Genomic DNA, 26,978 nt, shown 5'->3' on the forward strand with positions numbered 1-26,978 from the left:
CACCGCCACGCCACCGAAGCGGCGAGTTTCTGTTGTCCCGCGTGACTCACCGTGATCACGGTGCCGCTGGCGCCGAACCCGGCCGCATCTGACCGAGCACGTCGGCCCGATGATTCATCAGCAGTCCGAGCAGTTGCACCTCGTGGGCGTGCAGGGCCCCTGTATTCTGGCCGCGAACAAGACGGTCGCGCACACCGGCAAGCCGCGTCGCATCCGCTATGAAACGGCGCATCGCGACTTTCCTGGGTCGTTGTTGGCGTCCGCCCCAAGCGAGCGCCTGGCGTCGACCGGACTCGGTGCCCAGCATTGAGACCTCGGCCGCGGTGAACCATCCGGCCTGCGAATATTCATGCAGACGGCGCAGTGTGGTGCGAGCCTCCTGCCGGCGCAAAAAGGCAACGACGAGAATGGCGGTGATGAACAGCGGCACTTGCACGACCGCGTAATAGGCGAGCACGGAGGCGTCGGTGTCGAGAACAAAGGTGCTGCCATTCCATAGTGCATGCAGAATGATCGCGGGGAGCAGACCGATCAGAGAATAACCGACTGCCCCGCCGCGGCTGGCGCCGCGCCTCGCGGCCAGGCCGAGGGCAAGCCCGGTGCAGATCGTGAAAGTGACGTGCGCGAACGGCGAAAAGACCCCGCGGAGCAAAAACGTCATGCCGAGTCTTTGCGCGTCGCCCTCGGTCAGAGCCAGGCCAAAGTATTGAATATTCTCCGAGAAGGCAAAGCCGGCCGCAATCGTCGCGGCGTAGACGACACCGTCCACTGGCCCGTCAAAGTGCCTGCGCACCGCCCAGAACAGCGCGAGCACCCCGAAGCCCTTGGCGACTTCTTCCACAATCGGGGCCTGGACGACAGCGGATGCGAAATCACTCCCGGCCAGGGCCCCCGCACTGGCCGCAATCGTGACCTGAACGCCAAGATCGAAGACCAGGGCGGTGACGACGGAGATTCCGGCGCCCCACAGCAGGGCGAAGATGAGGGCGGGTCGCGGCTCCGGATCCCAGCGGTCGATCCAGCGCACCGCCAGTAGCACCACCGTAAGCGGCAGGAGCGCCAGGATCAGCGCGACGAGCAGCGCGTCGGCGCCGAGGAATGTGGTCAGGTACCAAAACACGGCGAGCAGGGCCAGCCCCGCGAGCATGATGCCGATCACGGCCAGTACGACCGGGCCGGCGGGAGACGGGAGCACCGGCTGGCTCCAGACCGGTTGCACCGGCGCCTGACTCGCCTGTACGGGCAGGTGTTGGCTCGACCGCTGTTCGATGGGATGCTGGCCTGGCGGCTGGTCGAGGCTCATCACTTGACAATACCGGCTCCGAATCAGCAGTTCAGGCGTCGAACATGGTGCCGGGGTTCAGCAAGCCCAGTGGGTCGAAGACCGCTTTGAGCTGGCGTTGCAGGACGAGGCTCGTCTCACCGATCTCATCACGCAGCCAGCGACGCTTCAGCACGCCGACACCGTGTTCGCCGGTGAGAGTGCCGCCCAAAGCGAGCGCAGCCTGAAACATCTCGTCGGCGGCGGCCCAGATCTCATCGGGCACCACCGCATCCCCTGCACCGCCATGCGGAATGACGAAGTTCGGGTGCAGGTTACCGTCGCCGGCGTGGGCGACGGTGGGAATGGGGATGCCGGTGCGTGCGCTGATCTCGGCGATGACGGCGAACATCTCGGCCATGCGCGAACGCGGCACCGACACGTCTTCGATGAGCACCCGACCGAACTGTTCGAGGGCGGGGTGCATGGCGCGACGAATGGCCAGCAGGCGGTCGCCGGAGGCAGCATCCGTTGACAAACTGGCTTGGCCGCCAGCTGCCCGGAGCACCACCACGGCCGCCTCGGCTTCGGCGAGCGCCGCCGGTCCGTCGGTCTGCACGAGGAGAAACGCACCCTGGCCGAGTGGCAGGCCGGCCGAGCCGTCGGGCCCGAGGTATGCGGTCACCATGCCGAGCGCTACCGGGTCGATCAGTTCCATCACTGCGGGACGGAACCGTGCGGCAGTGATCAAAGCGCTGGCTGCGGCCGCCGCCATCACCGTGTCAAAAACCGCACCGATGGTGGCAACCGTGCCAGCAGTCAGCGCGCGTACCCGCACCGTCGCATCGACGATGACGCCGAGGGTGCCCTCGGATCCGGTGAGCAGCGCGGTGAGATCGTAGCCGGTGACGCCCTTGACCGTGCGATGCCCGGTGCGCAGCAGACTGCCGTCGGCGAGCACGACGGTCAGGCCGAGCACAGCTTCCCGGGTGACCCCATACTTCGCGCAGAGCAGCCCACCGGCATTCGTGGCGATGTTACCGCCGACGGTGGAGATGCCCTTGCTGGCCGGGTCCGGGGCAAACCAGAGATCCTGTTTGGCGAGGACGTCGTTGAAGTGCTGATTGATCACGCCGGCCTCGACGACAGCAAGTTCGTCGTCGGGGTTGATTTCGATGATGCGGGTCAGACCGGCCACGCTCAGCACGATGGACCCGTCGGTACCACAGGCTCCGCCCGACAGGCCGGTTCCGGAGCCACGTGTGACTACCGGTACCCGAAATTCGGTCGCAATGCGCAGCGCCGATTGAACGTGATCGACCGTCGTAGCGCGCACGATGGCAAGCGGCGTACCGTCGGCCACCCAGCCGGATTTGTCGGCGCGGTTGGCCGCTAGGTCGAGGGGATCGACGCTGACGATCGCGCCGAGCTCGGACTGGAGGCGCAACAGTGCGTTCATCGCCACAGTCTATCGACCCGCTCCGTGTCTGATTCTGCGCTACCGCCTTCCGGTCGGGCCTGGCAGGCTCGGGCGTTGCCCCGACCTGCTGTTGACCAGCGACCTGACGCTGGGAGGGAGCTGGCCGCCTCGGGCTCACCGTTGGCCCCGGGCGCACTCGCTGCCCGCGGGGCCGACCGGGCTCGGTGGGGCAAGTACGCCGGAGTACACCTGTGTCGGGCCCACAACAGCCTTCGCCCGTTTCCTCCAAGCAGACCAGCCGAGGGTTGGAGCCTCCCACAAGCCAACCCGGGTTCGCGCCCGTTAGCCTGAGAGAGTGAAATTTGCGCATTTGAGAGTTGACGGTTCCTCCATTCCCCGATTGGCCGTGATCTTTGACGATGCGGCGCTGTTCCTGGACGACGTCATTGACGACGCCCCGCGTGACCTGCAAGACCTGCTCGAACAGGGCGACGCTGAGTACGAACGCATCCGCGCGATCAGCCTCGACGCCGCCTCCAACGGCGCTGTACTCACCTCGGTCGACGAACTGCGACACTCTTCCGCGGTGCTCAGACCGCCGCAGATCATCGCGATCGGCGCCAATTACGCCGCTCACTCCTCCGAGCTGAGCCTGCGCCTCGAAACGGCGGCGACCGTGTTCTCGCTCTGGCCCAACTCGCTCACCGGGCACGGCTCGACCATCACCTGGCCGCGCGACCTCACCACCCAGGTCGACTACGAAGCCGAATTGGGTGTCATCATCGGCCGCCCGGCTCGCAACGTGTCAGTCGTCGACGCCCTGGACTATGTCTTCGGGTACACGGTCGTGAACGACATCACCGCTCGCGATCTGCAGTTCTCGGAAGCACAATGGTCTCGCTGCAAATCCTTTGATGGCTTCACCCCGACCGGCCCGCTCGTCGTCACCGCCGATGAGATCGGTGACCCGCAGAACCTGTGGCTGACCACCCACGTCGACGGCCGTATTCTGCAGGACGCTTCGAGCGGCGACATGGTGCGCACCGTCGCGGAGATCATCTCCTACTTGTCCACAACCTCCACTCTTCTGCCGGGAACCCTGATCTCCACCGGCAGTCCAGGCGGCGCCGGCTACAGCCGGAAACCTTCGATTTTTTTACGCGACGGATCGACCGTGACCATTTCGATCGACAAGATCGGCATGCTCACGACGCACTGTCGCGAAATCTAGTCGCAGCCGGTCAGAGGCGCGGGTCGAACCCCAGCCAATCGTCGTCGTGCACCTGCGCTTCCGCCCCGACGATGCCTTCGACCACTCAGCCGATCAGCGCCTCGACCGGACCACGCACGAAGAAGAGTATGAAACCGACGGCGACGACCCATAGCAGCGGACTGATCTCACGCGCCTTGCCGGAGAGGCTGCGCACCAGCACCCAGCTGATGAAACCCGCACCGATACCGTTGGCGATTGAGTAGGTCAGCGGCATCACGATGATCGTCAGAAAGATCGGCAGCGTGCTGGAGAATTCGGTGAAGTCGAGGTGGCGAATCTGCGACACCATGAGCGCTCCGACGATGACGAGCGCCGCAGCAGCCACTTCCAGCGGCACGATCTGGGTGAGCGGGGTGAAGAACATGGCGGCCAAAAAGAGGATGCCGGTGACTACGTTGGCAACGCCCGTGCGGGCTCCCTCTCCGATGCCGGCCCCCGATTCGATGAACACGGTGTTCGACGAGGCACTCGTCGCACCACCGGCGACGGCTCCGATACCCTCGACGATGAGCGCGGATTTCAGCCGCGGGAACTTTCCGTCCTTGTCGGCCAGTCCGGCCTCACTGGCCAGGCCGGTCATGGTTCCCATGGCGTCGAAGAAGTTCGTGAAGACGAGGGTGAAGACGAGCATTACGGCGGCGAGCATGCCGATGCGCTCGAACGCGCCGAAGGACACTTGGCCGATCAATGCGAAGTCGGGCAGGGCGACCACGCTCGTCGGCAGCACGGGCGCGTTCAGGTTCCAACCGGCCGGGTTGGTACCGAACGAGGGTCCCACCCTGAAGATTGCCTCGAGAATGACGGCGATGATGGTCGTCACGACGATGCCGATCAACAGTGCAGCCTTCACCCTACGGGCCACAAGGACCCCCATGATGATGAGCCCGATCACGAAAACCGCCGTCGGCAACGTTGCGATCGAGCCAGCGTCGCCGAGCTGCACCGGCGGCGAGTTCGCACCACTGGCCCGCACGAAACCGGAGTCGACTAGGCCGATGAACGCGATAAACAGGCCGATTCCTACCGTGATGGCGATTTTCAGCGGCCGGGGAATGGCGTTGAAGATCAGTTCGCGCAGGCCGGTCGAGGCGAGAAGCACGATGATGAGCCCGTTAATGACAACAAGGCCCATCGCTTCGGCCCAGGTGACCTGGCCGACGACGCTCACGGCGAGGAACGAGTTGATGCCGAGCCCGGCTGCTAAACCGTAGGGCAGGCGGGCGATGACGCCGAACAGAATAGTCATGACTCCGGCAGTCAGCGCGGTGACGGCGGCTACCTGCTCGTTGGGAAGCCAGCCGCCCTCTACGTCGACGGCGGCCTGGTCGGCGCTGAACCCGCCGAGAATGAGCGGGTTCAAGATAACGATGTAGGCCATCGTCACGAAGGTGACGACTCCGCCACGGAATTCTCTTGACCAGGTGGAGCCACGGCTGGAGATCTCGAAGTACGCATCGACGCGGGCTTTCAGGCCACGCGGCGCGGCAGTCGTGGGTGTTTCAATGCTCGAAATGGTGTACTCCCGGTGCCGTGGCTCTTAACGCAAGGTCTTAGTCTACGACCAGGCCAGGCACACTACTTAAACGTGTGGCACGAACCGTCCCCAGGCCAGGCGCCGTTCCCGGTGCGGGTCCGCCTCGACCTGGTCGTAGCGATCGATGATCAGCGTCGCGCGCGTGGTTTCGTCGTAGAGCGGCCACTCGGTCGATGGCGCCCCGCCGTGCACGAAGCACAGCCACCAGCCCTGCATCCGTGTTGCGATGTCCTGAAAGGTGCGACGCCCGCCGAGCGCCGTCATGCCGCGGCCGAACCAGCCGTCGAGTCGATCGAACAACGGAAAGAGTTCGAGACCGTGCGTGGCATCAAGGCCCATCAGCCGCAGCAGCCGTGGAGCGGCATCGAAACGGTAGAAGTACACCGGTGCGTACCGGGAATGTCGTTCGCCGACCTTCACGCTCGGATACCAGAAGGAGTAGTCGCCGCCGAAATCCAGCGCGGCCCGCAGCGCCGGAATGCCGGGATACTGCGCTTTGAGTGCCTTCTTCGCCTTCTTCTTGGTCTTCTTGAAGATTGCACGGATGCGCGCGGGCGTCGTGGCGAGAATATCGATGCGGCCGCTGAACAGCGAGCCCTCACGCGCGTTCGTGCCGATGATGAGCGGGATGCGCGCCGCACGGCCATCCCGAAAAGCGTCGAGCGGCCGCTCCGGCAGAAAATCACCATCGATGACCGGGCAGAGCGGAATCATACCCGGGTCCTGATCGGGCGTACGCACGGTCAGCGCGGTTGTGGCGGCGGCGAGCAGTGCCGGGTCGGAGGCCAGCAACAGGCGGGCCGCGTCGGCGGTGCTGCGGGGGCCAGGGGCTTTGCTGAGGCTGTCCACGAACTCGCCAGCCCAGCGCGCCGTGATGTCACTCGGGTAAACCGCGTTCGGCGGCGCACTCTGCGCGATCGCCCGCTGGAACAGGCCCGACGCGCTCGGCACGGTCATCAGTGTGGTGACCGCGTTGCCGCCGGCCGACTCGCCGAACAGGGTGACCGCATTCGGATCACCGCCGAATGCGTGAATGTTGTTTTGCACCCACTGCAGGGCGGCGACCTGGTCTCGCAGGCCGAGGTTGTTCTCAAACGGATGCTCCAGCGAACCAAATCGAGAAAAGTCCAGGTACCCGAGGGCACCCAGCCGGTAGTTCAGGCTGACGTAGACGATGCCGCCGCGCCGCACAAGCCCCTCCCCCTGCCGCGGAACCTCGCGGCTGGAACCGACACTGTAGGCGCCGCCGTGGATGAACACCATCACCGGTCGGAGGGCGTCCTGCAACTGCGCACCGGGGCGAATCCGTTGATCGGGTGCGATCACGTTGAGGTTGAGGCAGTCCTCCCCCTGCGGGATGCGTGGGTGCGCGCCGCGAAACTGGCCCTTGTAGCTTTGCGGGGCAATCAATCCCCACACGCTCGCATCACGCACACCGTGCCAGGTCGGGGCCGGCTGCGGGGCACGAAAGCGCAGATCGCCTACCGGAGCGGCCGCGTAGGGGATGCCGCGCCAGGCCACGACGCCGCGTTCACGAACTCCGCGGAGCAAACCGCCCGACACCCGCACTTCGAGACCCTGCTTGGTGGTCGGATCAGCGAGCTGGCTCATGAAATCGAGTCTATTCCGCAGTGCTGACCGGCTGCGACTACGCTCGACACAGATACCGCACCAGACGAAACGAGAACGCACATGGCACTGCCCTGGACACTGCACGGTGACGGAAAAACCGTCGAGGCGCAGGCTGTCGTCGGCCCTGGCGAACGACTGAGCTGGCCATTGACCATCGGTATCGGCTCTCAGCATGTCGTCGCCATGTTCGGCGCTACCTTTCTGGTGCCCCTGCTCACCGGATTCCCACCGGGCACGACCCTGCTGTTCTCCGGCATAGGCACCCTGCTGTTTCTTCTGATCACCGGCAATAAACTGCCCAGCTACCTCGGGTCGTCGTTTGCGTTCATCGCGCCGATCACCGCGGCAACGGCCTCGGCTGGCATGGGCAGCGCCCTGTTCGGCATCATGGCCGTCGGGGTGCTGCTCGCCTTGGTCGGCGTCATCGTGCAGCTCACCGGCACCGGCTGGATCGACCGGCTGATGCCGCCGATCGTGTCGGGCGCGATCGTCGCCCTCATCGGCTTCAATCTGGCTCCGGTGGCCAAGGCCAATTTCGACAAGGCACCGCTCACCGCACTCATCACACTCGTCGCGGTGATTCTTTGCACCGTGCTGTTTCGCGGCATCCTCGGCAGGCTCTCAATCTTTCTCGGCGTGCTCGTAGGCTACGTCGCCGCGATCTTCTTCGGTGAGGTGGACTTCAGCCGCGTGGCGGACGCGGCCTGGATCGGCCTGCCGCCGTTCACCGCGCCGGCCAACCCCTTCGAGAACCCGGCGGCGGTGTTCGGGGTGCTGCCCGCTTTTCTTCCCGTCGTGCTCGTGCTCATCGCCGAGAACGTCGGCCATATCAAAGGTGTGGCCCAGATGACGGATGCCAAGGTGAACCGACTCACCGGACGGGCCCTGCTCGCCGATGGCCTGGCCACCATGCTCGCCGGTTTTGGCGGCGGCAGCGGAACCACCACGTACGGTGAAAACATCGGTGTCATGGCGGCGACCCGCATCTACTCCACAGCGGCCTACTGGGTCGCCGGAATCGTCGCTATCCTGCTCGGCCTCTCTCCCAAAATCGGTGCGATCATCTTCACGATCCCCGCTGGCGTGCTTGGCGGTGTCACCACCGCGCTCTACGGGCTGATCGGCGTCATCGGCGTCAAGATCTGGTTCGACAATAGGGTCGACTTCTCCAAGCCTGTGAACCAGTTCACCGCTGCGACCGCGCTCATTGTCGGTATCGCTGACTTCACACTCAACGCTGGAACACTCAGCTTCAACGGCATCGCGCTCGGAACGGTAGCGGCCATCGTCATCTATCATCTGATGACCTGGCTCGGCCGAGTGCGCCGGACGGCCTGACCCGCCCGCCCCGCGCGATGAGCGGATGAACGTGCCGGCCCGGGTACCCAACAGCGCATGACTCGGGCTCGACGGCAGGCGCATCAATCAGGTGATCAGGTTCAGCTGATTTCAGGCACGAGACACGACGGTTTCCAGATCAGGGCCGAAGGTGAACGTGGCACGCACCGGGATCCCGGCGAGTACTCCCGGCAGCCAATGCCGGGCATCGTCCCACATCTCATCGACGGGCAGGCTCTCGATGTCGAACCAGACCGGGTTCAGCTCGTTCGATTCCCGCGGAGTTCCCGACCACTCGTCGCAGACGAACACGGTCGACTCCTGGCTCCAGTCGTGGCGGTGCGGGAACAGATACGTGAGAAAGCCGAGTTCGGTCAGGGCTGATGCCGCCACCACGAGTCCGGATTCCTCCTCGATTTCGCGAACGGCCGCATCCACTGCGCTCTCACCGATTTCGAGCTTGCCGCCGAGGCCGACTATATTGCCCGCGCCGAGGCCTTTCTTCTTGCGGCCCAGCAGTACCTGCCGGTCACCTTCGGGAGATAGCCGAGTGAGATAGCACACGCACACCTGGGGCAAAGTCATTGGTGTAGCTTAATGCTCACTCAACAGCAGGCGCACGAAGCGGACTCTAAGGCGGCGGGGATAAGCTGCGCATATGGACTTTGTACCCGCTACCGGAACCATCACCATGTTCACGACCGATTGGTGCGGTTACTGCAAACGATTGAAGAAGCAACTCGACAGCGTCGGGATTGGCTACACCGAGGTGAACATTGAGCGAGTTGACGGTACGCCGGAGCTGGTGATGAGCCTCAACAACGGCAACCAGACCGTGCCGACCATTTTGTACCCCGACGGATCGGCTGCGACCAACCCCTCGCTGGCCCAAGTGCAGGCAAAACTAGCCTGAACTGGCCTAACCTGACCGCCCCGCTCGCGCCGGCCTAGCCGAACAGTACAGACGCCTCATCGTAGCGGGCCGGTGAGACCCGCTTGAGGCCGATGGTGGCCGAGGCGATGCTCACGACATCGATCTCGGTCCCGCGCAGGGACACCATGGAACCCCACTGCTCGTTGTGGATCGCGTCGACCGCTGCCATTCCGAGCCGCGTGGCGAGCACTCGGTCGTAGGCCGATGGCGCCCCGCCACGCTGGGTGTGGCCCAGCACCGTTGCCCGGCTTTCGATACCGGTATGTTCCTCGATGAGCGGGGCGATAATCTCGCTGATTCCGCCGAGACGGGGCCGGTGGAAAGCGTCGAGACCCTTGGTCGAGTGCGCCTCCTCCATGCCGGCGAGCAAAAAGCCCTCCGAAACGACGATGACCGGGGCTCGGCCACGGTCACGCACACGCTCCACCCACTCGCAGATCTGCGCGATCGACTTGGGCTGCTCGGGAATGAGAATGGCGTGGGCACCGCCGGCCATCCCGGAGTGCAGCGCGATCCAGCCGACGTGGCGTCCCATAACTTCAACAACCATGCAGCGGCCGTGGGACTCGGCGGTGGTGCGCAAACGGTCGATCGCCTCGGTGGCGATCTCGACAGCGGTGTTGAAACCGAAAGAATAATCGGTGGCCTCAAGGTCGTTGTCGATGGTTTTCGGAACCCCGACAATGTTGAGGCCGGCCTCGGTGAGCCGGTGCGCGGCGGTCAGCGTGCCTTCCCCGCCGATGGCGATCACGGCGTCGATACCCTGTGCATCGAGAGTGCGCTGGATATTCTTCGGACCGCCATTCTCACCCTCAAACGGGTTGGTGCGGGAACTGCCGAGGATGGTTCCACCCTGACGGGACAGGCCGCGCACACTGTGGCGGTCGAGGGGCATGAACTCGTTCTGCACGAGTCCGCGCCAACCATTGCGAATTCCGACGAACTCAAAGTCGTGCGTGCGCACACCCTTGAGCACGGCGCCGCGAATAACCGCGTTGAGTCCGGGGCAATCGCCGCCGCTGGTGAGAATACCGATCTTCATACGGTCTACAGCTTTCCGTTGAGGGCCTGGGTGAGCAGGTAGATAAGAGCGCTTGCCTGTACCGAATCGGTGGTCGAGTACTCCGCTTGGGAACCGTCGAGGGCGCGAGCCGCCAGGCCCTCTTTGCTGCCGATCAGGTCGGCAATACGTGCGTCGATGGTGTGCGCTGCGATGATGCGCCAGGCGGTGACCGGTTCATCCTGACCGATGCGGTGCACCCGGTCGATAGCCTGGGTCTGCTCGGCAGCGGTCCAGCTCAATTCAGCCAGAACGACGTTCGACGCGGCCTGCAGGTTGACGCCGACCCCGGCCGCAGTCAGCGAGCACACCGCGATGGCGACATCGGGATCGTTGTTGAAGGAGTCGATCGCAGCCTGGCGGGCCACTGCACTCTGATCCCCGCGCAACGAGACCGTTTTCAGGTCGCGCTTGGCGAAGATCTCTTCCGCAGTGTCCATGACGTCGATGTGCTTGGCGAAGAACACCACCTTGCCCACCGAGCGCGCTAGTTGCGCGGCGTAGTCCGCCGCAAGCCCGGCTTTGGCCTGGCCGATCTTGCGCACCATCGTGAACACGTTTTCCCCGGTGGTCTGGCCTTTGGAATCTTCGAGTTCGGCGTGGGCGACGGCGCGAACGTACGCATCCCGCTGGTCTTCGTCGGGAACGGCCGGGCCGCCCGAGCCGGCATGCCGGGCGGCCACGAGCGCGTGGTACCGGGTGAGCAGTCGAGCACCCAGTTCGCGTTCGGCCTGGCGGATCGATCGACCGAGATCGTCATCGAGTTCCACCGGCAGGTCGGCGATGCGCTTGGACGGCAGATCGGCAGCGACGTCAACCTTACGACGACGCACGATGCCCATGTCGATGACGGCGGCACGGGCTTCCTTGTAGAAGCCCATGTCGGCCGGGGTCAGGCCGGTCTCTTCCAGGCGTTTCAGCAGTGCAGGGGCCGGTTTGTCGCCGTCGATCCAACCGAGGAACTGCCAGATGGCACGAAAATCGTCGACGTCGTTGATGAGTGGAGTTCCGGTGAGTGCCATCAGCAGCGGGTTACCTCCCGGGGTTCGGCGGCGAATCTGGTCCGCGAGCGAGAGCACGTGCTTGGACCGCTGGGATGACAGATTCTTGATGAAGTGCGCCTCGTCGACAACCATTCCCTTGAACCCGAGCGTACCGAGCCAGGCCAGGTGCCGGTCGAGAACGTCGTAGTTCACGACCACCACATCGGCGAAAGCGTCGAGGCTGTCGCCATCGCCGTGAATGACCGTTGCCCGCCGGTTCGGCGTCCACAGTTCCACTTCACGCGCCCAGTTCATCTTTACCACGTTAGGCACAATGGCCAGTAACGGGTAGGCGTTGGCAACGGATGCCGCCAGCAGGCTCTGCGCGGTCTTACCAAGGCCCGGCTCGTCGGCGAGCAGGTAACTACGGTGCCCAAGCCGGGCGCTCTCGATGAATCGGGCTTGATGCCGCATGAGTTCCATACCGCCCGGCGAGAGCCGGTCACGGCCAGGTGCCTCCGGCATGTCCATGCTGGCCGCCTGGCCGCCCGAACCGTACTCGAATGATTTGAACAACGGGCCGAGCAGTTCCCAGTTGGCGAGCCGACGCGGGTGCACGATCGGCTGAGCGGCGGCGCTGAAGTCGGGGGCGAGGAACGGGTTGGCGAGCTGCCTGGCTTTCACCGACTGGGGGATGACCTGGTTCTGCAACACGACCGGCGCCGCCTCGGGCTCGCGGGTGATGATGAGTTCGTCGGGGCTGAGCTCGGCACCGGATTCGAGCAGCCAATCACGCCGAAACCGCTGAGCGACGGTGGAGACGCCGGCATCGGGTTCGAGTAGCGTGATCAGGCTGGTGTCCCTGGCGGCAGTCTTGGCCAGAATTTGCGCGATCCCGTCGAGGCGTTTGAGTAACTCTGCTCGGTTCGCGTCGGAGAGTTCCTTATCGCCTTTGACCCTGGCCCGTTCTTCACGCATCAACAGAGCGATGACCTGGTATTTCGTGCGATTGGTCGGCCCGAGCTTGGTACCGGACTGCGCCTTGGCCTCGACCTCGCGCACCTTGCGAGCGAGAATGGGAATGATCGGGGCATCGTCGTCGCGGGAGCGTGGATGAGCCCGATTGCGGGTGACTCCGTTACGACCGAGATTGTTCCGGCTGCCCGAGGCATCGGTGCGGGTATAAGCCATTGTTCTCCACTTCGAAGCAGCACGGTACGGGTGCCGGCTGTATCTGTCCGAGCGTGCCGGTCACGGTCATTCTGGTATTACCGGAACGCTGCATTTGCGCAAATCGTCTTATCGTGTGCGGAAACATTCGATTCACGAAACGCGGCACGGGTCGCGATCTGACGCCAGACCCAAGGCCAGGCGTATGCTAGCGCACCGCCGGTGCCGTCAAATCAACGATGTCACAACATTGAGTGTACGGAAACTTCCACCGGCTACCAGCGCACAGCAGAGACCTCACCAGGTTCTCTCAACGTGATAGTAGTCTACGCCCGACGTTCAGTCCTTATGTACCGGAACTTTGGTGCGCAGACCGACCGCGATGAAAATGATTGCCCCGATGAATTGCGCCGAAACCCACCCCTGACCGCTGAGGTCAAAAAGTACGACCGGGTTCCACAGGACGGCCATCGGAACGAGACCGACCAGCCAGTACCAGGAACGCGCCTGAATCACGAAGACACAGAGAATAAGGGCGAGGATACTGACCGCGTAACGGATGATGATGAAACTCTCACTGTCCAAAAGCGCGAGTCCCGCGAGCAGAACGATGGCTCCCAAAAGGCCCGGCGCGAGAGCCGAGCGGGTGAATGTCGGTGCGGCTGGAGTGCCCATCAGACGCCGGCGCAGCCGCGAGAGAAACCGTGAACGGAACTCGACGAGGTCGTTGCGCGCGATGCGGTCGTGGACGATGCGCTAGCACCAAGAGTAAGGATATGTGCGGGGTGGGCGGAGCGAAGCATGACTGTATTCTACCGAGCGCAGCAGCTACTTCCCGGCCCCAGGCATGCTTCACCCTCACGCGTGCTGGATGGGGATCGACGTCGTTGACGGTGGGCGCTCGAACAACATCTCCAAGGCCGGCTTCAACTCGGCCAGCCAGGCCGCGTAACCGGCTGGGTTCAGGTGCAGCCGGTCAATGCCCAGAGCTGGATCGAGTTCGCCGTCAGGCAGCGCGAGGGCTGGCCAGAGGTCGAGGTATTGCACGTGCTGGGTGGGAGCGTATTGCCAGATATGCCGATTGATGGAGCGGATCGTCTCGGAGAAAGCCTGTTCACGGGGTAAAACTGACTGCACCATAATGCGGGTTTCCGGCAGCGCACGCCGCAGCGTGTGCAGAATGGTTTCCAGGTTGCGTACAACGTATTCGTCAGACCTGCGCCAGCCCAGATCATTGGTGCCTACCCCGATCACGATGGCGTCGGGTCGCAATTCAATAACCTGGGCAAGTTGCACGATCACCTCGTCAGTGGAGTTGCCGCTCACGGCCAGATTGTGCACGTCGTGCCCGGGAAACCATTCGTCCCACTGACCGCACGCCACGAGGCCGTCACCCAGAAAGGCGAGAGAAACTGACATAAAGACCTCCTACTCGTAAACCATCATGCCCCGAACCGGGTCGAGTGGCCAGAATTCTCAGAGCATACGCACGTTCTACCCCCGAATCAGAAGTTGTCAGAGCGCGACACCGCCCCGAGCGAATGTTCCGCCTCAACTTCGCGTTCCGCCGCAGCCGTCGCCGTGATGCGGGTGGCCATCCCCTCGAAGATGATCCCGTGAAACGGTAGGATCGCCGCCCAATACAGCCGGCCACCGAGGCCGCGGGGAAAGAACACCGCGCGCTGCCGGTAGACAGAGCCACCGGCATCCGTCGGGGTGACGCTCATTTCAAGCCAGGCCCGCCCGGGAACCCGCATCTCGGCGCGCAACCGCAGGAAACTGCCGTGGTCGATCTGCTCGACTCGCCAGAAATCGAGCACTTCACCCGTGTGCAGGTGGTCGGGGTTGCGACGGCCGCGGCGCAGTCCTACACCGCCCACCGCTTTGTCCATCAGGCCGCGCACCGCCCAGGCCAGCGGAAAGGAGTACCAGCCGTTTTCGCCGCCAATGCTCTCAATGACCCGCCAGAGCGCGGCCGGAGCCGCTGGTGTGGACTTCTCACGCAGGTCGGTGTAAAAGGCGTGGCCGGACCAGTCCGGGTCACTGGGCAGCGGGTTGCTCGACGCGCCCTCGATCGAAGAGTTACGCCAGCTGGTCTCGACGTCACCGTTGCGCATACGGCCAAGCGCGAGGCGCACCGCCCGTCGATAACTGGTGAACCCGCCCTCCGGCTTGGGAATGTACTCGTCGACATCGCTTTCGTGCACGACGCAGTCGTATTGCAGCGAGGCGATGATGGGAATGGCGAGATTGCGCGGAATCGGCGTGACCAGGTTCACCCACTGCGAGGCCAGCCACGGGGTCAACACGGGCAGCGCGGCGATCGCCCGCTGTTTGAGGCCGGCCTCGAGGGCGTAGCCGTTCATCATCTGGCCGTAGCGCAGCACGTCGGGGCCGCCGATGTCGAAGGTACGGTTCACGTCGGGCGCCAGGTCGGCCGCAGCCTGCAGGTAATAGAGCACGTCGCGCACCGCGATCGGCTGGATCTTGTTGCGGACCCACTTGGGCGCGGGCATGTACGGCAGCACATCGGTGAGGTGGCGGATCATCTCGAACGAGGTCGAGCCGGAACCGATGACGACGCCGGCCTGGAACGCGATGCTCGGTACCCCGCTCTCGAGCAGGATACGACCAACCTCCCTGCGGGAGTGCAGGTGGGCCGAGAGCGTGTCGGTGTCGGGGTGCAGACCACCGAGGTAGACGATGCGCTGAACGCTGGCTTCGGCAGCAGCACGGGCGACGTTCTCGGCGGCCAGGTGCTCGGTTTTCTCAAAGTCACCCGCCGCGCCCATCGAGTGCACGAGGTAGTACAGCACGTCGATGTCGGCGCAGGCGCGCTGCACCGAGGTCAGGTCGCCGAGGTCACCGTGCACGACCTCCACCTGGTCGACCCAGGGCACATCGCGCAGTTTGGACGGGGTGCGCACGAGCACTCGCACCGTAAAGCCGGCTTCCAGGAGTCGTGGAACGAGACGTCCGCCGATATAGCCCGTGGCGCCGGTGACGAGTGCTCTGCGTAAAGTCATGCGGCGGAGCTTATCCGGTTCTCTTGGCCCTCGGCTGAGTGTCCTCCCACGCTTGCGATTTAGAGAATAGCCTTGGTGTGCCAGACCGTTTTCAGTTCAGTGAAGGCGAGGATGCGATTCAGCGCCGGTAAGGCGGCATCCGCTCCTGCCTCGGGCGGAAGCACCCGCTTGAGTGTGTCGGCGGCGCTGATCTGCAGTTCCACCCAGTCCAGGTTGCCGGCACCGACGAGGTCGAGGGCGTTCACGTCGGCATGGGTGGCCAGCCAGGGCGCGATCTCGGCCGGCGAACCGGTCACGATGTTGACGACACCGCCGGGCACGTCGCTCGTGGCGAGCACTTCGCCCAGGCTGATCGCCGACAGCGGTGCGTGCTCGTTGGCGACGACGACGACGGTGTTGCCGGCGACGAGGGCTGGCGCGATCGCACTGACCAGGCCGAGCAGCGATTCAGTGCCCTGCGGCGCGATGATCGCGACGACACCCGTCGGCTCGGGGACGGAGGTGTTGAAGAAGGGGCCGGAAACCGGGTTGGCGTTGCCGGCGACCTGCACGTATTTGTCGGCCCAGCCGGCGTACCAGACCCAGCGATCGATGGCCTCGTCGACCTGAGCGCTGGCGACGGCGGCGTTGACGCCCTCGCAGTTCATGATCTCGTCGACGAACTGGTTCCGACGACCCTCGAGCAGTTCGGCGATGCGATACAGCACCTGGCCGCGGTTGTAGGCCGTGGCGCCGGCCCACCCACCGAGCGCGCTGCGGGCGGCGACGACCGCGTCACGGGCATCCTTGCGGCTGCCCTTGGCCGCATTGGCGAGAAAGTCCCCTGTGTGTGAGAGCACCTCGTAGACGCGGCCGGATTCGCTGCGCGGAAACTTGCCGCCGATATAGAGCTTGTACGTTTTAGAAATAACGAGGCGGTTCACTTGGCGGCCTTCTCTGCGGATGCGGACTTTTTGCCGACGGATGCGGTCTTCTTGGAAACGGACGATGTTTGCTGGTTGGCGGCGGCGATCGACCTTGAGCCGCTGCGCACGGCGGGTTTCAGATAAGCGGCGAGGCCGTGGCGGCCACCTTCGCGGCCATAGCCGCTTTCCTTGTAGCCGCCGAAGGGGCTCGACGGGTCGAACTGGTTGAAGGTGTTCGCCCAAACCACGCCGGCACGCAGCTTGTCGGCAACGGCGAGGATGCGGCTGCCCTTGTCGCTCCAGATTCCGGCGGAAAGGCCGTAGGGGGTGTTATTGGCCTTTGCTACGGCCTCGGCCGGGGTACGGAAGGTGAGCACGGAGAGCACCGGTCCGAAGATCTCGTCGCGGGCGATGCGGTGGCTGGTAGACACGTTGGTGAAGATGGTTGGCGAAAACCAGAAACCGTTCGGCGGAATTTCGCAGTCGGCGCTCCAACGTTCGGCGCCCTCCTGCTCGCCCAGATCGGACAGTTCCCGAATGCGCGCGAGCTGTTCGGCGCTGTTGATGGCGCCGATGTCGGTGTTCTTATCGAGCGGGTCACCCAACCGCAGCGTCTGCATGCGGCGCTTGAGTCGGTCGATGACGTCGTCGTGGATACTTTCCTGCACGAGCAGGCGACTGCCGGCGCAGCAGACATGGCCCTGGTTGAAGAAGATGCCGCGCACGATTCCCTCAACGGCCTGGTCGATCGGGGCATCATCAAAAACGATGTTGGCGCCCTTGCCGCCGAGTTCGAGGCTGAGCTTTTTGTCGGTTCCAGCGATCGAACGGGCAACCGACCGACCGACCGAGGTCGAACCGGTGAACGCGACCTTGTTGACGCCTGGGTGGTTGACGAGAGTCGCTCCCGTGCTTCCGTCGCCGGTGATGATGTTCACGACACCGGCCGGCAGGTCGGCCTGCTGCAGGATCTCGGCGAACAGCAGCGCGGTGAGGGAGGTCGTCTCGGCGGGCTTGAGCACAACGGTGTTGCCAGCGGCAAGCGCCGGGGCGATCTTCCAGGCCAGCATCATGAGCGGGAAATTCCACGGGATGACCTGAGCGGCGACGCCGAGGGACGCCGGGCTGGGTCCCACTCCGGCGTGGTCGAGCTTGTCTGCCCAGCCGGCGTAGTAGAAGAACCAGGCGGCGACAAGGGGAATGTCGACATCGCGGGTTTCCTTGATCGGCTTGCCGTTGTCGAGGGTTTCCGCAACGGCCAGTTCGCGCGCGCGTTCCTGCACCAGTCGGGCGATGCGAAACAGGTACTTGCCCCGGTCGCTGCCGGAGAGGCGGGACCAGACGCCGTCGTAGGCGTGGCGGGCGGCCGAAACGGCAGCGTCGACATCCGCTTCGTTGGCGGTGGCGATCATCGCGATCTGCTGTTCGGTGGCCGGGTTGATTGTCTGAAACGGGGTTCCGCGACCGGCGATGAACGCGCCGTTGATGAACAGGCCATAGTCGCTTTTGAGGCCCAGCAGCGCCTTCGATTCGGGGGCGGGGGCGTAGTCGAGAAATTTCATGGTCGTTCCCTAATCAATCGTCACGTAGTCGGGACCGGAGTAGTGCCCGGTCGTCATCTTCTGGCGCTGCAGCAGCACGTCGTTCAGCAGGCTGGAGGCGCCGAACCGGAACAGGCGCGGACTGAGCCACTCCTCCCCCACCGTCTCGGCGACCGTCACGAGGTATTTGATGGCGTCCTTGGAGGTGCGGATACCGCCGGCCGGTTTCACGCCGATACGCACGCCGGTGAGGCGGTGCCAGTCCCGCACAACCTCGAGCATCGACAGTGTCACGGGCAGCGTCGCGGCTGGAGCGACCTTGCCGGTGGAGGTCTTGATGAAGTCTCCGCCGGCCAGAATGGCCAGCCAGGACGCTCGACGCACATTGTCGTAGGTGTTCAGTTCGCCGGTTTCGAGAATCACCTTGAGGTGAGCCATCGACCCGTCGGCGCGGCGGCAGGCCTCTTTCACGGCAACGATCTCGTCGTAGACCTGGCCGAACCGACCGGCTAGAAACGCTCCACGGTCAATGACCATGTCGATCTCGTCAGCGCCGGCCGCGACCGCGTCGCGCACATCGGCGAGCTTGATCGCGAGGGAGGCGCGGCCGCTCGGAAAGGCGGTAGCGACGGCGGCGACGGTGACACCGTCGGTTCCGCCGGCCGCATGGGCTGAGCCGAGCGCTGTGACGGCCGAACCGACCATGTCACCGTAGACGCAGACCGCTGCGACACGGGGTGTGCCGGGGTCGCCCGGGTCGGGCATGAGGGCCTTGGCTACGAGCGAGCGCACCTTGCCGGGGGTGTCGGCGCCCTCGAGGGTGGTCAGGTCGATCAGGCCGATGATGGTGTCGATCGCCCAGCGTTTGGAACTGGTCTTGATCGAACGGGTGCCGAGGTCGAAGGCGCGCGCTTCGAGGCCGACGGCGTCGATTCCCGGGATGCCGTGCAGGTACCGGCGCAGGTTGGCGTCGGTGGCTTCCCCGCCGATCAACGCGAGGGCACGCTGGTCAGGCTGGTAGGTGGCCAGAGGGCTGTTGGTCATAGGGTGTCCTTTTCCTGGAGCAGAGCGTTCGCGGTGTCTTCGTCGGTGACCAGCACGGTGCACAACCCGTTGCGCACGACGGCGCGGGCGATGGCATGCTTATCGTTTCCGGAAATGACCGCGATGGTGAGCGGGGCACGGCGCAACTGGTCGATCTGAATACCGACCGTTCGTTCATTGAGTTCAGGGTCGACGATGCGGCCGTTCGCATCGATATAGCGGCCGACGACGTCGCCGACGGCACCGCGCGAGACGAGGTCATCGATCTGTTCCACGGTCAGGAAACCGCTGTCGACGAGAGCGGAATTCGCATCCGCCTGGCCGGCGCTGAAGAGATAGGCCTGCGCGTTGCGGGCGAGGTCGAGTACCCCGGCGACGGCGCGGTCGGCTTCCATCGCCTGCTTAGTTTCGAGGCGTTCGAAGACGGCGGGGCTCGGCAGCAGGGTGGCCGAGCCGTCGGCCTTGTGAGCGATGGTCACGGCAGTGGATGCTGCGGTGCCGGTGCGTTGGTGCAGGCTGACGCCACCGTTGATCTGAACCACGTTCACGCCCGGCGCCCAGCCCTGCTTCAGGTGCAGGGACACATCGTGCAGGGTACGCCCCCAGCTGATACCGAGGGTGCGCGGGATCGGGCGCAGGCTCGTGAGGAAGTCTGCGGCGGCCTGCGCGGTACGCGACTGCAGTTCGACTTCGCTCGACACCCCAGCGGAGGAAACGACGATCGCATCGGTGAGGCCCGTCGATTCGCGGAGGCGCCGCTCGATCGGCAGGCGGCGGGCGCGCGGGTGCACGATCTCGATGCGGATGAACCCGTTTGCCTTCGCGCTCGCCAGCAACCGGCCGACCTTCCAGCGGGTCAGGCGCAGAATCACACCGATCTCGTCCTGGGTCTGGTTCTCTTCGTAGTACAGCTCGGCGGCACGAATGGAGAGGAGTTCGTCGGTATCGCTCATGTCGGTGGCGCGGTCCAATCGTTTGACTCCAGCCTATGTCGACCCGCCGCGCGAATCAACAGTCGTGGGGATTTTTGCTCATGTGAGCGAATATCGGACCGGAATCGCGACCAGTACGATCAACGCATGAGCACCAGTGCAGCGCCCCGGTTCGTTCTCGCCGTCGATGTCGGGGGTACCAAGGTTGAATCCGCCCTCGTCGACGACCACGGCCTGGTGCTCACCTCCAGCCGGCACCGCGCAGCGACCGGGTCGAGCGCATCAAGCGCACAACTCGCCGTCGCTGTCACGAATGCGGTCACTCAGGCCCGCTCGAGCCTGCCCACCGGTGCGGCCCTGGTTGGAGTTGGCATCGGCTGTGCCGGGCCGATTCACCTGCAGCAGGGGGCGGTGTCACCGTTGAACCTGCCGGTCTGGCGCGAGTATCCCCTCAAAGATCGAGTCATCGCCCTCGTCCCTGATCTACCGGTGCGCCTACGCATGGACGGGCTCTGCATCACCCTTGCCGAACACTGGGTGGGAGCGGGACAGGGCGTCGACAACCTGATGGGCATGATCGTTTCCACCGGCATCGGCGGCGGCCTGATTCTCGGTGGCGTCACCGTGTCGGGAAGAACTGGAAATGCCGGCCACATCGGCCACATCGAGGTCGGCGGCTTTGACGATCCCTGCGCCTGCGGTGGAATCGGCTGCATCGAGGCGATCGCCTCAGGGCCGAAGACCGTCGCCTGGGCACGGACGCACGGATTCAGGGGCGAGTCGGGAGAAGATCTCGCGGCGGCCTACTCGACCGCCGATCCGATTGCGATCGCCGCCGTAACGCGCAGCGGCCGGGCACTCGGTCACGCCATTGCCTCCGCAGCGACGCTGCTCGATCTCGACCTGGTCACTATCGGCGGCGGCTTCGCCAATGTCACTCCCGACCTGCTCGATTTCGCCCGGGAAACGATCGCCCAGCGGGTGCAGTTCGCCTACGCGACCCGGGTGCGAGTGGTACCGTCAGCGCTGTCCGGCGACGGCCCGCTGATCGGCGCCGCGGCGCTGATCCACCGTGCCCATCTCGTGCCGTGATGGCGATCAGCGAGTGGGCGTCACGTCGTCTTCCAGCATGTGCGGACGCCCGATCACCGCGCCGGCGATGACGATGGCCAGCGCGGCCGTCAACAAGAAAATGAGCGGCCAGGTCCACCCGCCGCTGAGCTCATGCAGCAGACCGAATACCAGCGGTCCGAGCGCTCCCAGGGTGTAGCCGATGCTCTGCACGAAGCTGCTGAGGGCCACTGCGCCGGCGTGAGTACGGGTGCGCAGGTTGATCAATACGAGTGCGAGGGGAAAGAACAATGGCCCGATCCCGGCGAGACTGACCCAGAGCCAGGTCAGGGTTTCCGGTGCGAACAACAGCCCAAGGTCACCGGCGACGAACGCGAACACACCGACGTAGATGAGCGGCCCGACGTTGGTCATGCGGGCGGTGAGGATTGGAATGATCAGTGCGCACGGAATGCCCATGCTGGCATAGAGCGCCAAAAGAGTTCCGGCCTGGGCAGGACTCACACCGGCGGTGTCGACGAGTAGCTGCGGCAGCCAGGCGAACATCGCGTAGGCGTTGAGCGACGAGACCGCGAACACGCCCGCGAGGGCCCAGGCGATCGACGACTTCCAGAGGCGCCCGAGAATGGTGGCATCGGCCTCCTCAATGATCGCGTCCGGCGTTCGCGCACGGTGCCGCACCAGCATGGTGATCCAGGGCACCAGGGCGAGCAGGGCGAGGAGCATCCACATGCCGAGCGAGATGCGCCAGCCGGCGGCATCCGCTACCGGAACCGCAATCAGCGGCGGTACCAGGGTGCTCAGGGCCACAACGGTGACGTAGAGGCTCGTCACGAGCCCGACCCGGTCGGGGAAGTACTTCTTGACCAGCGGAGGCAGTAGCACGTTGCCAATGCCGAGTCCGGCGAAAGCGATGACGCTGCCGATGATGAGCATGGTGATCGAGCCGGACAGGCCGCGGGTGACGTGACCGAGCAGGATCGCCACGAGGGCCAGTACGAGTGGTGCTTCGAGGCCGTGACGGCGGGTGATCATGGGGGTGAAGATGCCGAACAGGGCGAAGCATACCGGCGGGAGCATGCCGAGCACCCCGAGCGATACCGCGCCGAGGGGAATGTCGAGGTTGATTTCGGCCACGATCGGCGACAGGGCGGCGACGGCGGTGCGCAGGTTTGCCGCGACCAGGATGATGCCCAGGAGAGCGAGGCTGCGTCCGCGCCACAGTCGGCGGGACACTGCGGTATTCACTTGGTTAGTCTACGGCCGATCCGCGGCACGCTGCCGCTGCACGTCGGCAGCTAGATTCTTCAGGTCGTCCCAGCGCCCGGGGGCAACGAGTCCGGGCAAGAGCAACGCCCACATCTCGGTCAGTCGCTGCTCGATGTCCCCACGCCGAGTCAGCACGTCCGAGACAACCTGCACCCCCGTGAAACCGGCGGTGCAAAACCGTGCCGCGGCCGGCACATCGACCGTTGGCGCTACATCTCCCTCGGCGATCCCCCGACGCAAAAATTCCTCACAGGCGACCATCCAGTCCCGGTAGGGCGCGGATACCGGCGTTGAGAAGTTCACGGCCTCGATAGTCAGGCGTACACCGGCGCTGACGACCTGGTCATCGCGCAGTTGGCGAGCCAGCTCGTAGGACATGGAAACGAGGGCACGCAGGCCGGGCATGTTGTCCTCGAGCAGCTGACGACCCGCATCGACCGATTTCTTGTGCTGAGCCGCGATTATGGCGACCGCGAGCGCTTCCTTGGAATCGAAGTGAAAGTACAATGCTCCCTTGGTCACGCCCGCGGCAGCACTCACCTGCGCGAGCGACGTGCTCCCGTACCCGCGCTGCTCGAAGGCTTCCGCGGCGCCACGAATGATCGCCGCACGCGTTTCTATCGCTCGTGCTTGTTGCCGCATGGAACCCCCAGAAAATATTGGTCTGCCCAGCGTACCCGGGCAAACCGGCCTCGATGGATTGACCCCCGAAACCGGTGCTGTCCACGGTGGCGACTAGCTCTGGTTTTCGCGGCCCAGAATCACCCGAACCCGCACAACGTCATCGCGGATCTGCGCGATCAGCGGATCGATGCCCGAGTAGGCGACCATGCCGCGAATCCGTTCCACGAACGATACCTCCACGACGTGGTCATAGAGGTCTAGGTCGACCTCATCCAACACGTACGCTTCGACCTGTTTCTGGGCCACTCCGTCGAAGGTGGGATTATTGCCGACCGAAATGGCTGCCGGGTAGCGCGATCCGGCATCCGTCAACCAACCGGCATAGACGCCATCGGCAGGGATCAGGCCGTCGGAGTCGGCCGACAGGTTGGCAGTGGGAAAGCCCAGTTCGCGGCCGCGCGCGGCACCGTGCACGACGACTCCCCGCACGGTTGGCAGGTGGCCGAGCAACCGGCCAGCTTCGGTCACTGCGCCGCTGCCGAGCAGCTCGCGGATCCAGGTCGATGACACTCGGCGTTGCCCATCGGGCTTCACATCATCGATCAGAGTCACCTCGTAGCCGAACTCGGTGCCGAGGTCACGGAGCAGCGCGATATCGCCCGCACCGCCCGTACCGAAGCGAAAGTCACGACCGACCAGCACAAACCGGGCGTGCAGCGCGGTAACCAGAATGCGTTCGATGAATTCGCGCGGGGGAAGGCTGGAGAGTGCGTGGTTGAACTCCAGCAACAACGTCGCATCGACCCCGGTGTCGGCGATCAAGTCGAGTTTTTGCTGGGCGCTGACCAGCGCGCTTGGGCAGGTGGCTGGAGAGAGCAGGGCGAGCGGATGCCGGTCAAAGGTAACAACGACGGTCGCGAGTTGTTCCCGGTCGGCGATGGCCTTGAGCTCAGCTATCACGGCCCGGTGCCCGGCGTGCACGCCGTCGAACTTTCCGATACTAACGGCCGAGGCGGGCCAGTCGTTTGGTACCGAGTCGATACCGTACAGGATTTTCATGCGCGACTCTCGGTGATTACCGGGCCGGCGGCCACCGACACCGGGTGGCGTCTGAGCCACCACATGCCCAGAAGCGGCAGCACGAGGGGAACGAAACCGTAGCCCTGACCGAAGACCGACCAGACCGTTTTATGTTGGAACAGCGCAGGGTCGACCAGGCTCAACGTTCCGACGACGAGCACTCCGAGCAGTTCGAAGCTGATGGTGATCCAGGCAATGCGATACCAGCGGCGGCTGCGCTTGATCAGTGCGACCGTTGCGGCGACGTAGACGACAGCGGCAAGAGCCGACAGCGAGTATGCGAGCGGGGCGTCTTCAAACTCGGAGGCAATCTGCACGAATGAACGCCCCGTTGCAGCGAGGGCCAGTACCCCGTACACAGCAATGAGGAGTCGCCCAATGCCGCTCACCCGGTGGGAGGGCTCTTCGGTGGCGGATTGTGTCATTGCTCGGCATTCATCTGGTTCGTCAATTATTGCAGCATCCGCAGCGAACCCGAAACCGCGTCAGCTGCCCTGCACGTTCCAGATCTGGTTCATGCGGTAGACCATGACGGCAACCGACAGGCATGTCACCCCGAGAATGACCGTGCTCCAGCGGCTACGTTCCACCAGCGCCCAGAATCCGGCCACGACCGGCAGCAGCATGGCGCTGACCAGGTAGGTGTAGAACTCGAGCAGGCTGCCGGTGGCATCATTTCCGGCCAGCGGCGCCGCGATTGCGGCCGCGAGCTGCACGATCAACAACAGCTCGACGAGTGCGGTCGCGCCCATAGTGAGGTCGGTGGGTTTGCGCCCGGCGAGGCCGAGGACGACGCAGAGCAATCCGCCGGGCACGGCGATGGCCAGTTGCAGCCAGGTGAACCATTCGATCATGGGGTCGGTGTCGATTCGCTGGCGTCTGATGTGTCGGGTATATCCGGCGCGAAATTCAGCAGCACCTTGGCCTGGTCACCACGATATTCGACCAGTCCGACCAGTCGACCGTCGGGAGCGATCGCGGCGACCGGTCCGGCGCGGGTGGGGTCTCGCTCGATTGTGATGCGCTTGCCGTGGCCGAGGTCGATGGCCTCTTCGGTCGACAGGTCGAGGCGTGGGAGCAGACGGGTGGCGGCATCCGCTGGCGAAATGAGCTGCGCGACGACATCGATCCGCTCGAGGGTGGCGGCGTTTTCGATTCGGAACGGGCCGATGCGGGTGCGGCGGAGCGCAGTGAGGTGTCCGCCGACACCGAGCGCGGTGCCCAGGTCACGTGCCAGGGCGCGAATGTAGGTGCCGGAGGCACACACGACACGAACCTTGAGGTCGAGAAAACCGTCTCCGCGCGTGCTGGAGCAAAGTTCGAACTCGCTCACGGTCACCGGTCGAGACGGTAATTGCACGTCTTCGCCCGCGCGCACTCGGGCGTAGGCGCGTTTGCCGTCGACCTTGATGGCGCTGACCGCGCTCGGCTGCTGGCTGATCTCACCGGTGAGGTCCGCGATTCCGCCCGCGACGCTCGCGGCACTGATGGCGGCGACCTGCTCGGCGGTCGCGCGGGTCAGTGCGTCGCCCTCTGCATCATCCGTCGTGGTGGACTGGCCGAGGCGGATGGTCGCGAGGTATTCCTTGTCGAGGCCGACAACATAAGTGAGCAGCCGGGTCGAGCTGTCGACGCCGAGCACCAGCAGCCCGGTGGCCATGGGGTCGAGAGTGCCGGCGTGGCCGACCTTGCGGGTGCCGGCGAGACGCCGGGTCCTGGCGACAGCGTCATGGCTGGTCCAGCCCTGCGCCTTGTCAATGAGTAAAAGGCCGCTGGTCACTAGCTGAGGCTATCAGCGCGGGACTGGGGGCATGGTGCGAATCGCCTGCCAGCCCCGGCCCGTAGTATGTGAGCCGTGAGAATCGCGGTGATCGGTGCTGGTGCCCTGGGCAGCACATTCGCCTGCCTGCTCGCTGCCCAGGGGCACGATCTGGTGGTGACCATGCGTGGGGCCTCGCTGCCAGCGGTGCTGGCCGACGGCATCCATCTGACGGGCGGCTACGGGGGTCGGTTCGCCCGACCGGTGGCCGTTGAACGATTGGTCGAACCGTGTGACCTGGCGCTGATCTGCACCAAGGCACAGGATGCTGCTGCGGCGATTGCTGAGAATGCCGCAGCGCTGGACGGTACCCCGGTGCTCGTCGTACAGAACGGACTGGACGGGGTCAGCACGGCCGAAAGGCTGCTGCCGCGGTCAGAATGTTTCGGTTTGATCACGATCATTGCTGCCCACTATGACGGGCCGGGCCGGGTTCGGGTGACGACGGCGGCGCCGAGCTATCTCGGGCGAGGCCACGGCTCGGTCGATGCGGCGACCCGGCGCTGGCAGGCGGTTCTGAACGCCGCTGTACCCACCCTCGCCCTCGATAACTTCGTCGGAGCCCAGTGGACCAAGCTCGTCGTCAATATGCTCAACGCCCTGCCCGCCATCACCGGGCTCAGCGTGCAGGAGGTGATCGGGCAGGCGGACCTTCGCCGGTTGATGACCCGAAGCATGCGCGAAACCGTGCGGGTAGGCCTCGCCAGTGGGGTTCGGTTTCACACGTTACAGGGACTGTCCCACCGGCGGCTGCGTGCCTTTGCGGTTGCGCCGCTCTGGGCCGGTCAGGTGTTGCCACTGTCGATGCGTGCCCGTATGGGCAAGGTGGCAAACCAGGGTTCGACCCTGCAGAGCCTCGCGCGCGGCCAACGCACCGAGATCGATTTTCTGAACGGAGCGGTGGTGCAAGCCGCAGCCGAAGCGGGGGTGGCCGCGCCGGTGAACGCGCTGCTGACCGAACTCGTGCACGAGGTCGAGCGCAACGGTCGGTTCCTGACCCCGGCCGAGGTTCAAGCCCGGCACTGGTAAGCGCTCAGCTGCAACCGGTCAGCGCCCAGCCGG

The 26,978-nt window shown here is 64.8% G+C and carries 25 protein-coding genes; 5 read left to right on the forward strand and 20 right to left on the reverse strand.

What is annotated here, in order from left to right; all coding sequences use genetic code 11:
- Window positions 1-55: 55 nt before the first annotated feature.
- Entirely contained in the window at window positions 56-1,303 is a 1,248-nt protein-coding gene (locus CXY72_RS08700) for a PrsW family intramembrane metalloprotease (protein ID WP_104127294.1), read from the reverse strand.
- Between the two features lie 31 nt (window positions 1,304-1,334).
- A complete protein-coding gene (locus CXY72_RS08705; protein ID WP_104127295.1) occupies window positions 1,335-2,720 on the reverse strand; it encodes an FAD-binding oxidoreductase in 1,386 nt (461 codons plus the stop codon).
- 316 nt (window positions 2,721-3,036) lie between these two features.
- On the opposite strand from CXY72_RS08705, the gene CXY72_RS08710 reads away from it, so the two are divergent.
- Window positions 3,037-3,912: a fumarylacetoacetate hydrolase family protein gene (locus CXY72_RS08710; protein ID WP_104127296.1), complete on the forward strand. Its 876-nt coding sequence runs from the start codon at window positions 3,037-3,039 to the stop codon at window positions 3,910-3,912.
- Window positions 3,913-3,997: 85 nt separating this feature from the next.
- On the opposite strand, the gene CXY72_RS08715 is transcribed toward CXY72_RS08710, so the two are convergent.
- Both CXY72_RS08715 and CXY72_RS08720 read right to left on the reverse strand, forming a co-directional pair.
- Window positions 3,998-5,425, reverse strand: a complete 1,428-nt coding sequence (locus tag CXY72_RS08715) for an NCS2 family permease (RefSeq protein WP_370446241.1) — start codon at window positions 5,423-5,425, stop codon at window positions 3,998-4,000.
- A 108-nt stretch (window positions 5,426-5,533) separates the two neighbouring features.
- The gene (locus CXY72_RS08720) at window positions 5,534-7,099 is read right to left on the reverse strand and encodes a carboxylesterase/lipase family protein (RefSeq protein ID WP_104127298.1); all 1,566 of its coding nucleotides are present in this window, start codon (window positions 7,097-7,099) and stop codon (window positions 5,534-5,536) included.
- Window positions 7,100-7,180: 81 nt separating this feature from the next.
- Here CXY72_RS08720 and CXY72_RS08725 point away from each other — a divergent pair, with 81 nt between their 5' ends.
- Entirely contained in the window at window positions 7,181-8,458 is a 1,278-nt protein-coding gene (locus tag CXY72_RS08725; protein WP_104127299.1) for a uracil-xanthine permease family protein, read from the forward strand.
- A gap of 111 nt (window positions 8,459-8,569) precedes the next feature.
- Here the strand turns inward: CXY72_RS08725 and CXY72_RS08730 are convergent, their stop codons facing one another.
- Window positions 8,570-9,043 (reverse strand): 8-oxo-dGTP diphosphatase, encoded by a 474-nt coding sequence (locus CXY72_RS08730; protein ID WP_104127300.1) that lies wholly within the window; start codon window positions 9,041-9,043, stop codon window positions 8,570-8,572.
- A gap of 73 nt (window positions 9,044-9,116) precedes the next feature.
- On the opposite strand from CXY72_RS08730, the gene CXY72_RS08735 reads away from it, so the two are divergent.
- Complete coding sequence (locus CXY72_RS08735) at window positions 9,117-9,371, forward strand: mycoredoxin (protein ID WP_104127301.1); 255 nt, start codon at window positions 9,117-9,119, stop codon at window positions 9,369-9,371.
- 34 nt (window positions 9,372-9,405) lie between these two features.
- Here the strand turns inward: CXY72_RS08735 and CXY72_RS08740 are convergent, their stop codons facing one another.
- The 9 genes from CXY72_RS08740 to CXY72_RS08780 all read right to left on the reverse strand — a co-directional run bounded on the left by CXY72_RS08740 (window position 9,406) and on the right by CXY72_RS08780 (window position 20,092).
- Window positions 9,406-10,434, reverse strand: coding sequence for a 6-phosphofructokinase (locus CXY72_RS08740; protein WP_104127302.1), 1,029 nt, complete (start codon window positions 10,432-10,434; stop codon window positions 9,406-9,408).
- Between the two features lie 5 nt (window positions 10,435-10,439).
- Window positions 10,440-12,626 carry a DEAD/DEAH box helicase gene (locus CXY72_RS08745; RefSeq protein WP_104127303.1) on the reverse strand — a complete coding sequence of 729 codons (2,187 nt, stop codon included), beginning with the start codon at window positions 12,624-12,626 and terminating at the stop codon, window positions 10,440-10,442.
- A 318-nt stretch (window positions 12,627-12,944) separates the two neighbouring features.
- On the reverse strand, window positions 12,945-13,280 hold the full coding sequence (locus CXY72_RS08750) for a DUF6804 family protein (RefSeq protein WP_233197724.1): 336 nt from the start codon (window positions 13,278-13,280) through the stop codon (window positions 12,945-12,947).
- Window positions 13,281-13,463: 183 nt separating this feature from the next.
- Window positions 13,464-14,024 carry a GDSL-type esterase/lipase family protein gene (locus tag CXY72_RS08755; protein ID WP_104127305.1) on the reverse strand — a complete coding sequence of 187 codons (561 nt, stop codon included), beginning with the start codon at window positions 14,022-14,024 and terminating at the stop codon, window positions 13,464-13,466.
- 86 nt (window positions 14,025-14,110) lie between these two features.
- On the reverse strand, window positions 14,111-15,631 hold the full coding sequence (locus tag CXY72_RS08760) for an SDR family oxidoreductase (protein ID WP_104127306.1): 1,521 nt from the start codon (window positions 15,629-15,631) through the stop codon (window positions 14,111-14,113).
- A 59-nt stretch (window positions 15,632-15,690) separates the two neighbouring features.
- Window positions 15,691-16,554 carry an aldehyde dehydrogenase gene (locus tag CXY72_RS08765; RefSeq protein ID WP_104127307.1) on the reverse strand — a complete coding sequence of 288 codons (864 nt, stop codon included), beginning with the start codon at window positions 16,552-16,554 and terminating at the stop codon, window positions 15,691-15,693.
- Entirely contained in the window at window positions 16,551-18,098 is a 1,548-nt protein-coding gene (locus tag CXY72_RS08770; protein WP_104127308.1) for an aldehyde dehydrogenase family protein, read from the reverse strand. Before CXY72_RS08770 ends, CXY72_RS08765 begins: the two co-directional genes overlap by 4 nt.
- Window positions 18,099-18,107: 9 nt before the next feature.
- Window positions 18,108-19,121 (reverse strand): deoxyribose-phosphate aldolase, encoded by a 1,014-nt coding sequence (gene deoC, locus CXY72_RS08775; RefSeq protein ID WP_104127309.1) that lies wholly within the window; start codon window positions 19,119-19,121, stop codon window positions 18,108-18,110.
- Window positions 19,118-20,092: a sugar-binding transcriptional regulator gene (locus tag CXY72_RS08780; protein WP_233197725.1), complete on the reverse strand. Its 975-nt coding sequence runs from the start codon at window positions 20,090-20,092 to the stop codon at window positions 19,118-19,120. The genes deoC and CXY72_RS08780 overlap by 4 nt, the downstream gene beginning before the upstream one ends.
- A 108-nt stretch (window positions 20,093-20,200) precedes the next feature.
- Here CXY72_RS08780 and CXY72_RS08785 point away from each other — a divergent pair, with 108 nt between their 5' ends.
- On the forward strand, window positions 20,201-21,145 hold the full coding sequence (locus tag CXY72_RS08785) for an ROK family protein (RefSeq protein ID WP_104127310.1): 945 nt from the start codon (window positions 20,201-20,203) through the stop codon (window positions 21,143-21,145).
- 6 nt (window positions 21,146-21,151) lie between these two features.
- Here the strand turns inward: CXY72_RS08785 and CXY72_RS08790 are convergent, their stop codons facing one another.
- The 6 genes from CXY72_RS08790 to truB form a co-directional block, all read right to left on the reverse strand.
- Window positions 21,152-22,372 (reverse strand): MFS transporter, encoded by a 1,221-nt coding sequence (locus CXY72_RS08790; protein ID WP_104127311.1) that lies wholly within the window; start codon window positions 22,370-22,372, stop codon window positions 21,152-21,154.
- A 9-nt stretch (window positions 22,373-22,381) separates the two neighbouring features.
- Entirely contained in the window at window positions 22,382-23,035 is a 654-nt protein-coding gene (locus CXY72_RS08795) for a ScbR family autoregulator-binding transcription factor (RefSeq protein WP_104127312.1), read from the reverse strand.
- Window positions 23,036-23,128: 93 nt separating this feature from the next.
- Window positions 23,129-24,076, reverse strand: coding sequence for a bifunctional riboflavin kinase/FAD synthetase (locus tag CXY72_RS08800; RefSeq protein ID WP_104127313.1), 948 nt, complete (start codon window positions 24,074-24,076; stop codon window positions 23,129-23,131).
- On the reverse strand, window positions 24,073-24,522 hold the full coding sequence (locus CXY72_RS08805) for a hypothetical protein (RefSeq protein ID WP_104127314.1): 450 nt from the start codon (window positions 24,520-24,522) through the stop codon (window positions 24,073-24,075). Before CXY72_RS08805 ends, CXY72_RS08800 begins: the two co-directional genes overlap by 4 nt.
- Before the next feature lie 60 nt (window positions 24,523-24,582).
- On the reverse strand, window positions 24,583-24,951 hold the full coding sequence (locus CXY72_RS08810) for a hypothetical protein (RefSeq protein ID WP_104127315.1): 369 nt from the start codon (window positions 24,949-24,951) through the stop codon (window positions 24,583-24,585).
- A complete protein-coding gene (gene truB, locus CXY72_RS08815; protein ID WP_104127316.1) occupies window positions 24,948-25,877 on the reverse strand; it encodes a tRNA pseudouridine(55) synthase TruB in 930 nt (309 codons plus the stop codon). The genes CXY72_RS08810 and truB overlap by 4 nt, the downstream gene beginning before the upstream one ends.
- Window positions 25,878-25,952: 75 nt before the next feature.
- Here truB and CXY72_RS08820 point away from each other — a divergent pair, with 75 nt between their 5' ends.
- Entirely contained in the window at window positions 25,953-26,945 is a 993-nt protein-coding gene (locus CXY72_RS08820; protein ID WP_104127317.1) for a ketopantoate reductase family protein, read from the forward strand.
- Window positions 26,946-26,978: the final 33 nt, after the last annotated feature.

It is taken from the genome of Cryobacterium sp. Y57 (assembly GCF_002929505.1).
Lineage (GTDB): Bacteria > Actinomycetota > Actinomycetes > Actinomycetales > Microbacteriaceae > Cryobacterium.

Bases quoted from the DNA above. Each gene is read 5' to 3' on its own strand.
- CXY72_RS08700 (WP_104127294.1), bottom strand. From the start codon at position 1,303: ATGAGCCTCGACCAGCCGCCAGGCCAGCATCCCATCGAACAGCGGTCG.
- CXY72_RS08705 (WP_104127295.1), bottom strand. From the start codon at position 2,720: ATGAACGCACTGTTGCGCCTCCAGTCCGAGCTCGGCGCGATCGTCAGC.
- CXY72_RS08720 (WP_104127298.1), bottom strand. From the start codon at position 7,099: ATGAGCCAGCTCGCTGATCCGACCACCAAGCAGGGTCTCGAAGTGCGG.
- CXY72_RS08725 (WP_104127299.1), top strand. From the start codon at position 7,181: ATGGCACTGCCCTGGACACTGCACGGTGACGGAAAAACCGTCGAGGCG.
- CXY72_RS08730 (WP_104127300.1), bottom strand. From the start codon at position 9,043: ATGACTTTGCCCCAGGTGTGCGTGTGCTATCTCACTCGGCTATCTCCC.
- CXY72_RS08735 (WP_104127301.1), top strand. From the start codon at position 9,117: ATGGACTTTGTACCCGCTACCGGAACCATCACCATGTTCACGACCGAT.
- CXY72_RS08740 (WP_104127302.1), bottom strand. From the start codon at position 10,434: ATGAAGATCGGTATTCTCACCAGCGGCGGCGATTGCCCCGGACTCAAC.
- CXY72_RS08745 (WP_104127303.1), bottom strand. From the start codon at position 12,626: ATGGCTTATACCCGCACCGATGCCTCGGGCAGCCGGAACAATCTCGGT.
- CXY72_RS08750 (WP_233197724.1), bottom strand. From the start codon at position 13,280: ATGGGCACTCCAGCCGCACCGACATTCACCCGCTCGGCTCTCGCGCCG.
- CXY72_RS08755 (WP_104127305.1), bottom strand. From the start codon at position 14,024: ATGTCAGTTTCTCTCGCCTTTCTGGGTGACGGCCTCGTGGCGTGCGGT.
- CXY72_RS08760 (WP_104127306.1), bottom strand. From the start codon at position 15,631: ATGACTTTACGCAGAGCACTCGTCACCGGCGCCACGGGCTATATCGGC.
- CXY72_RS08770 (WP_104127308.1), bottom strand. From the start codon at position 18,098: ATGAAATTTCTCGACTACGCCCCCGCCCCCGAATCGAAGGCGCTGCTG.
- deoC (WP_104127309.1), bottom strand. From the start codon at position 19,121: ATGACCAACAGCCCTCTGGCCACCTACCAGCCTGACCAGCGTGCCCTC.
- CXY72_RS08785 (WP_104127310.1), top strand. From the start codon at position 20,201: ATGAGCACCAGTGCAGCGCCCCGGTTCGTTCTCGCCGTCGATGTCGGG.
- CXY72_RS08795 (WP_104127312.1), bottom strand. From the start codon at position 23,035: ATGCGGCAACAAGCACGAGCGATAGAAACGCGTGCGGCGATCATTCGT.
- CXY72_RS08800 (WP_104127313.1), bottom strand. From the start codon at position 24,076: ATGAAAATCCTGTACGGTATCGACTCGGTACCAAACGACTGGCCCGCC.
- CXY72_RS08805 (WP_104127314.1), bottom strand. From the start codon at position 24,522: ATGACACAATCCGCCACCGAAGAGCCCTCCCACCGGGTGAGCGGCATT.
- CXY72_RS08810 (WP_104127315.1), bottom strand. From the start codon at position 24,951: ATGATCGAATGGTTCACCTGGCTGCAACTGGCCATCGCCGTGCCCGGC.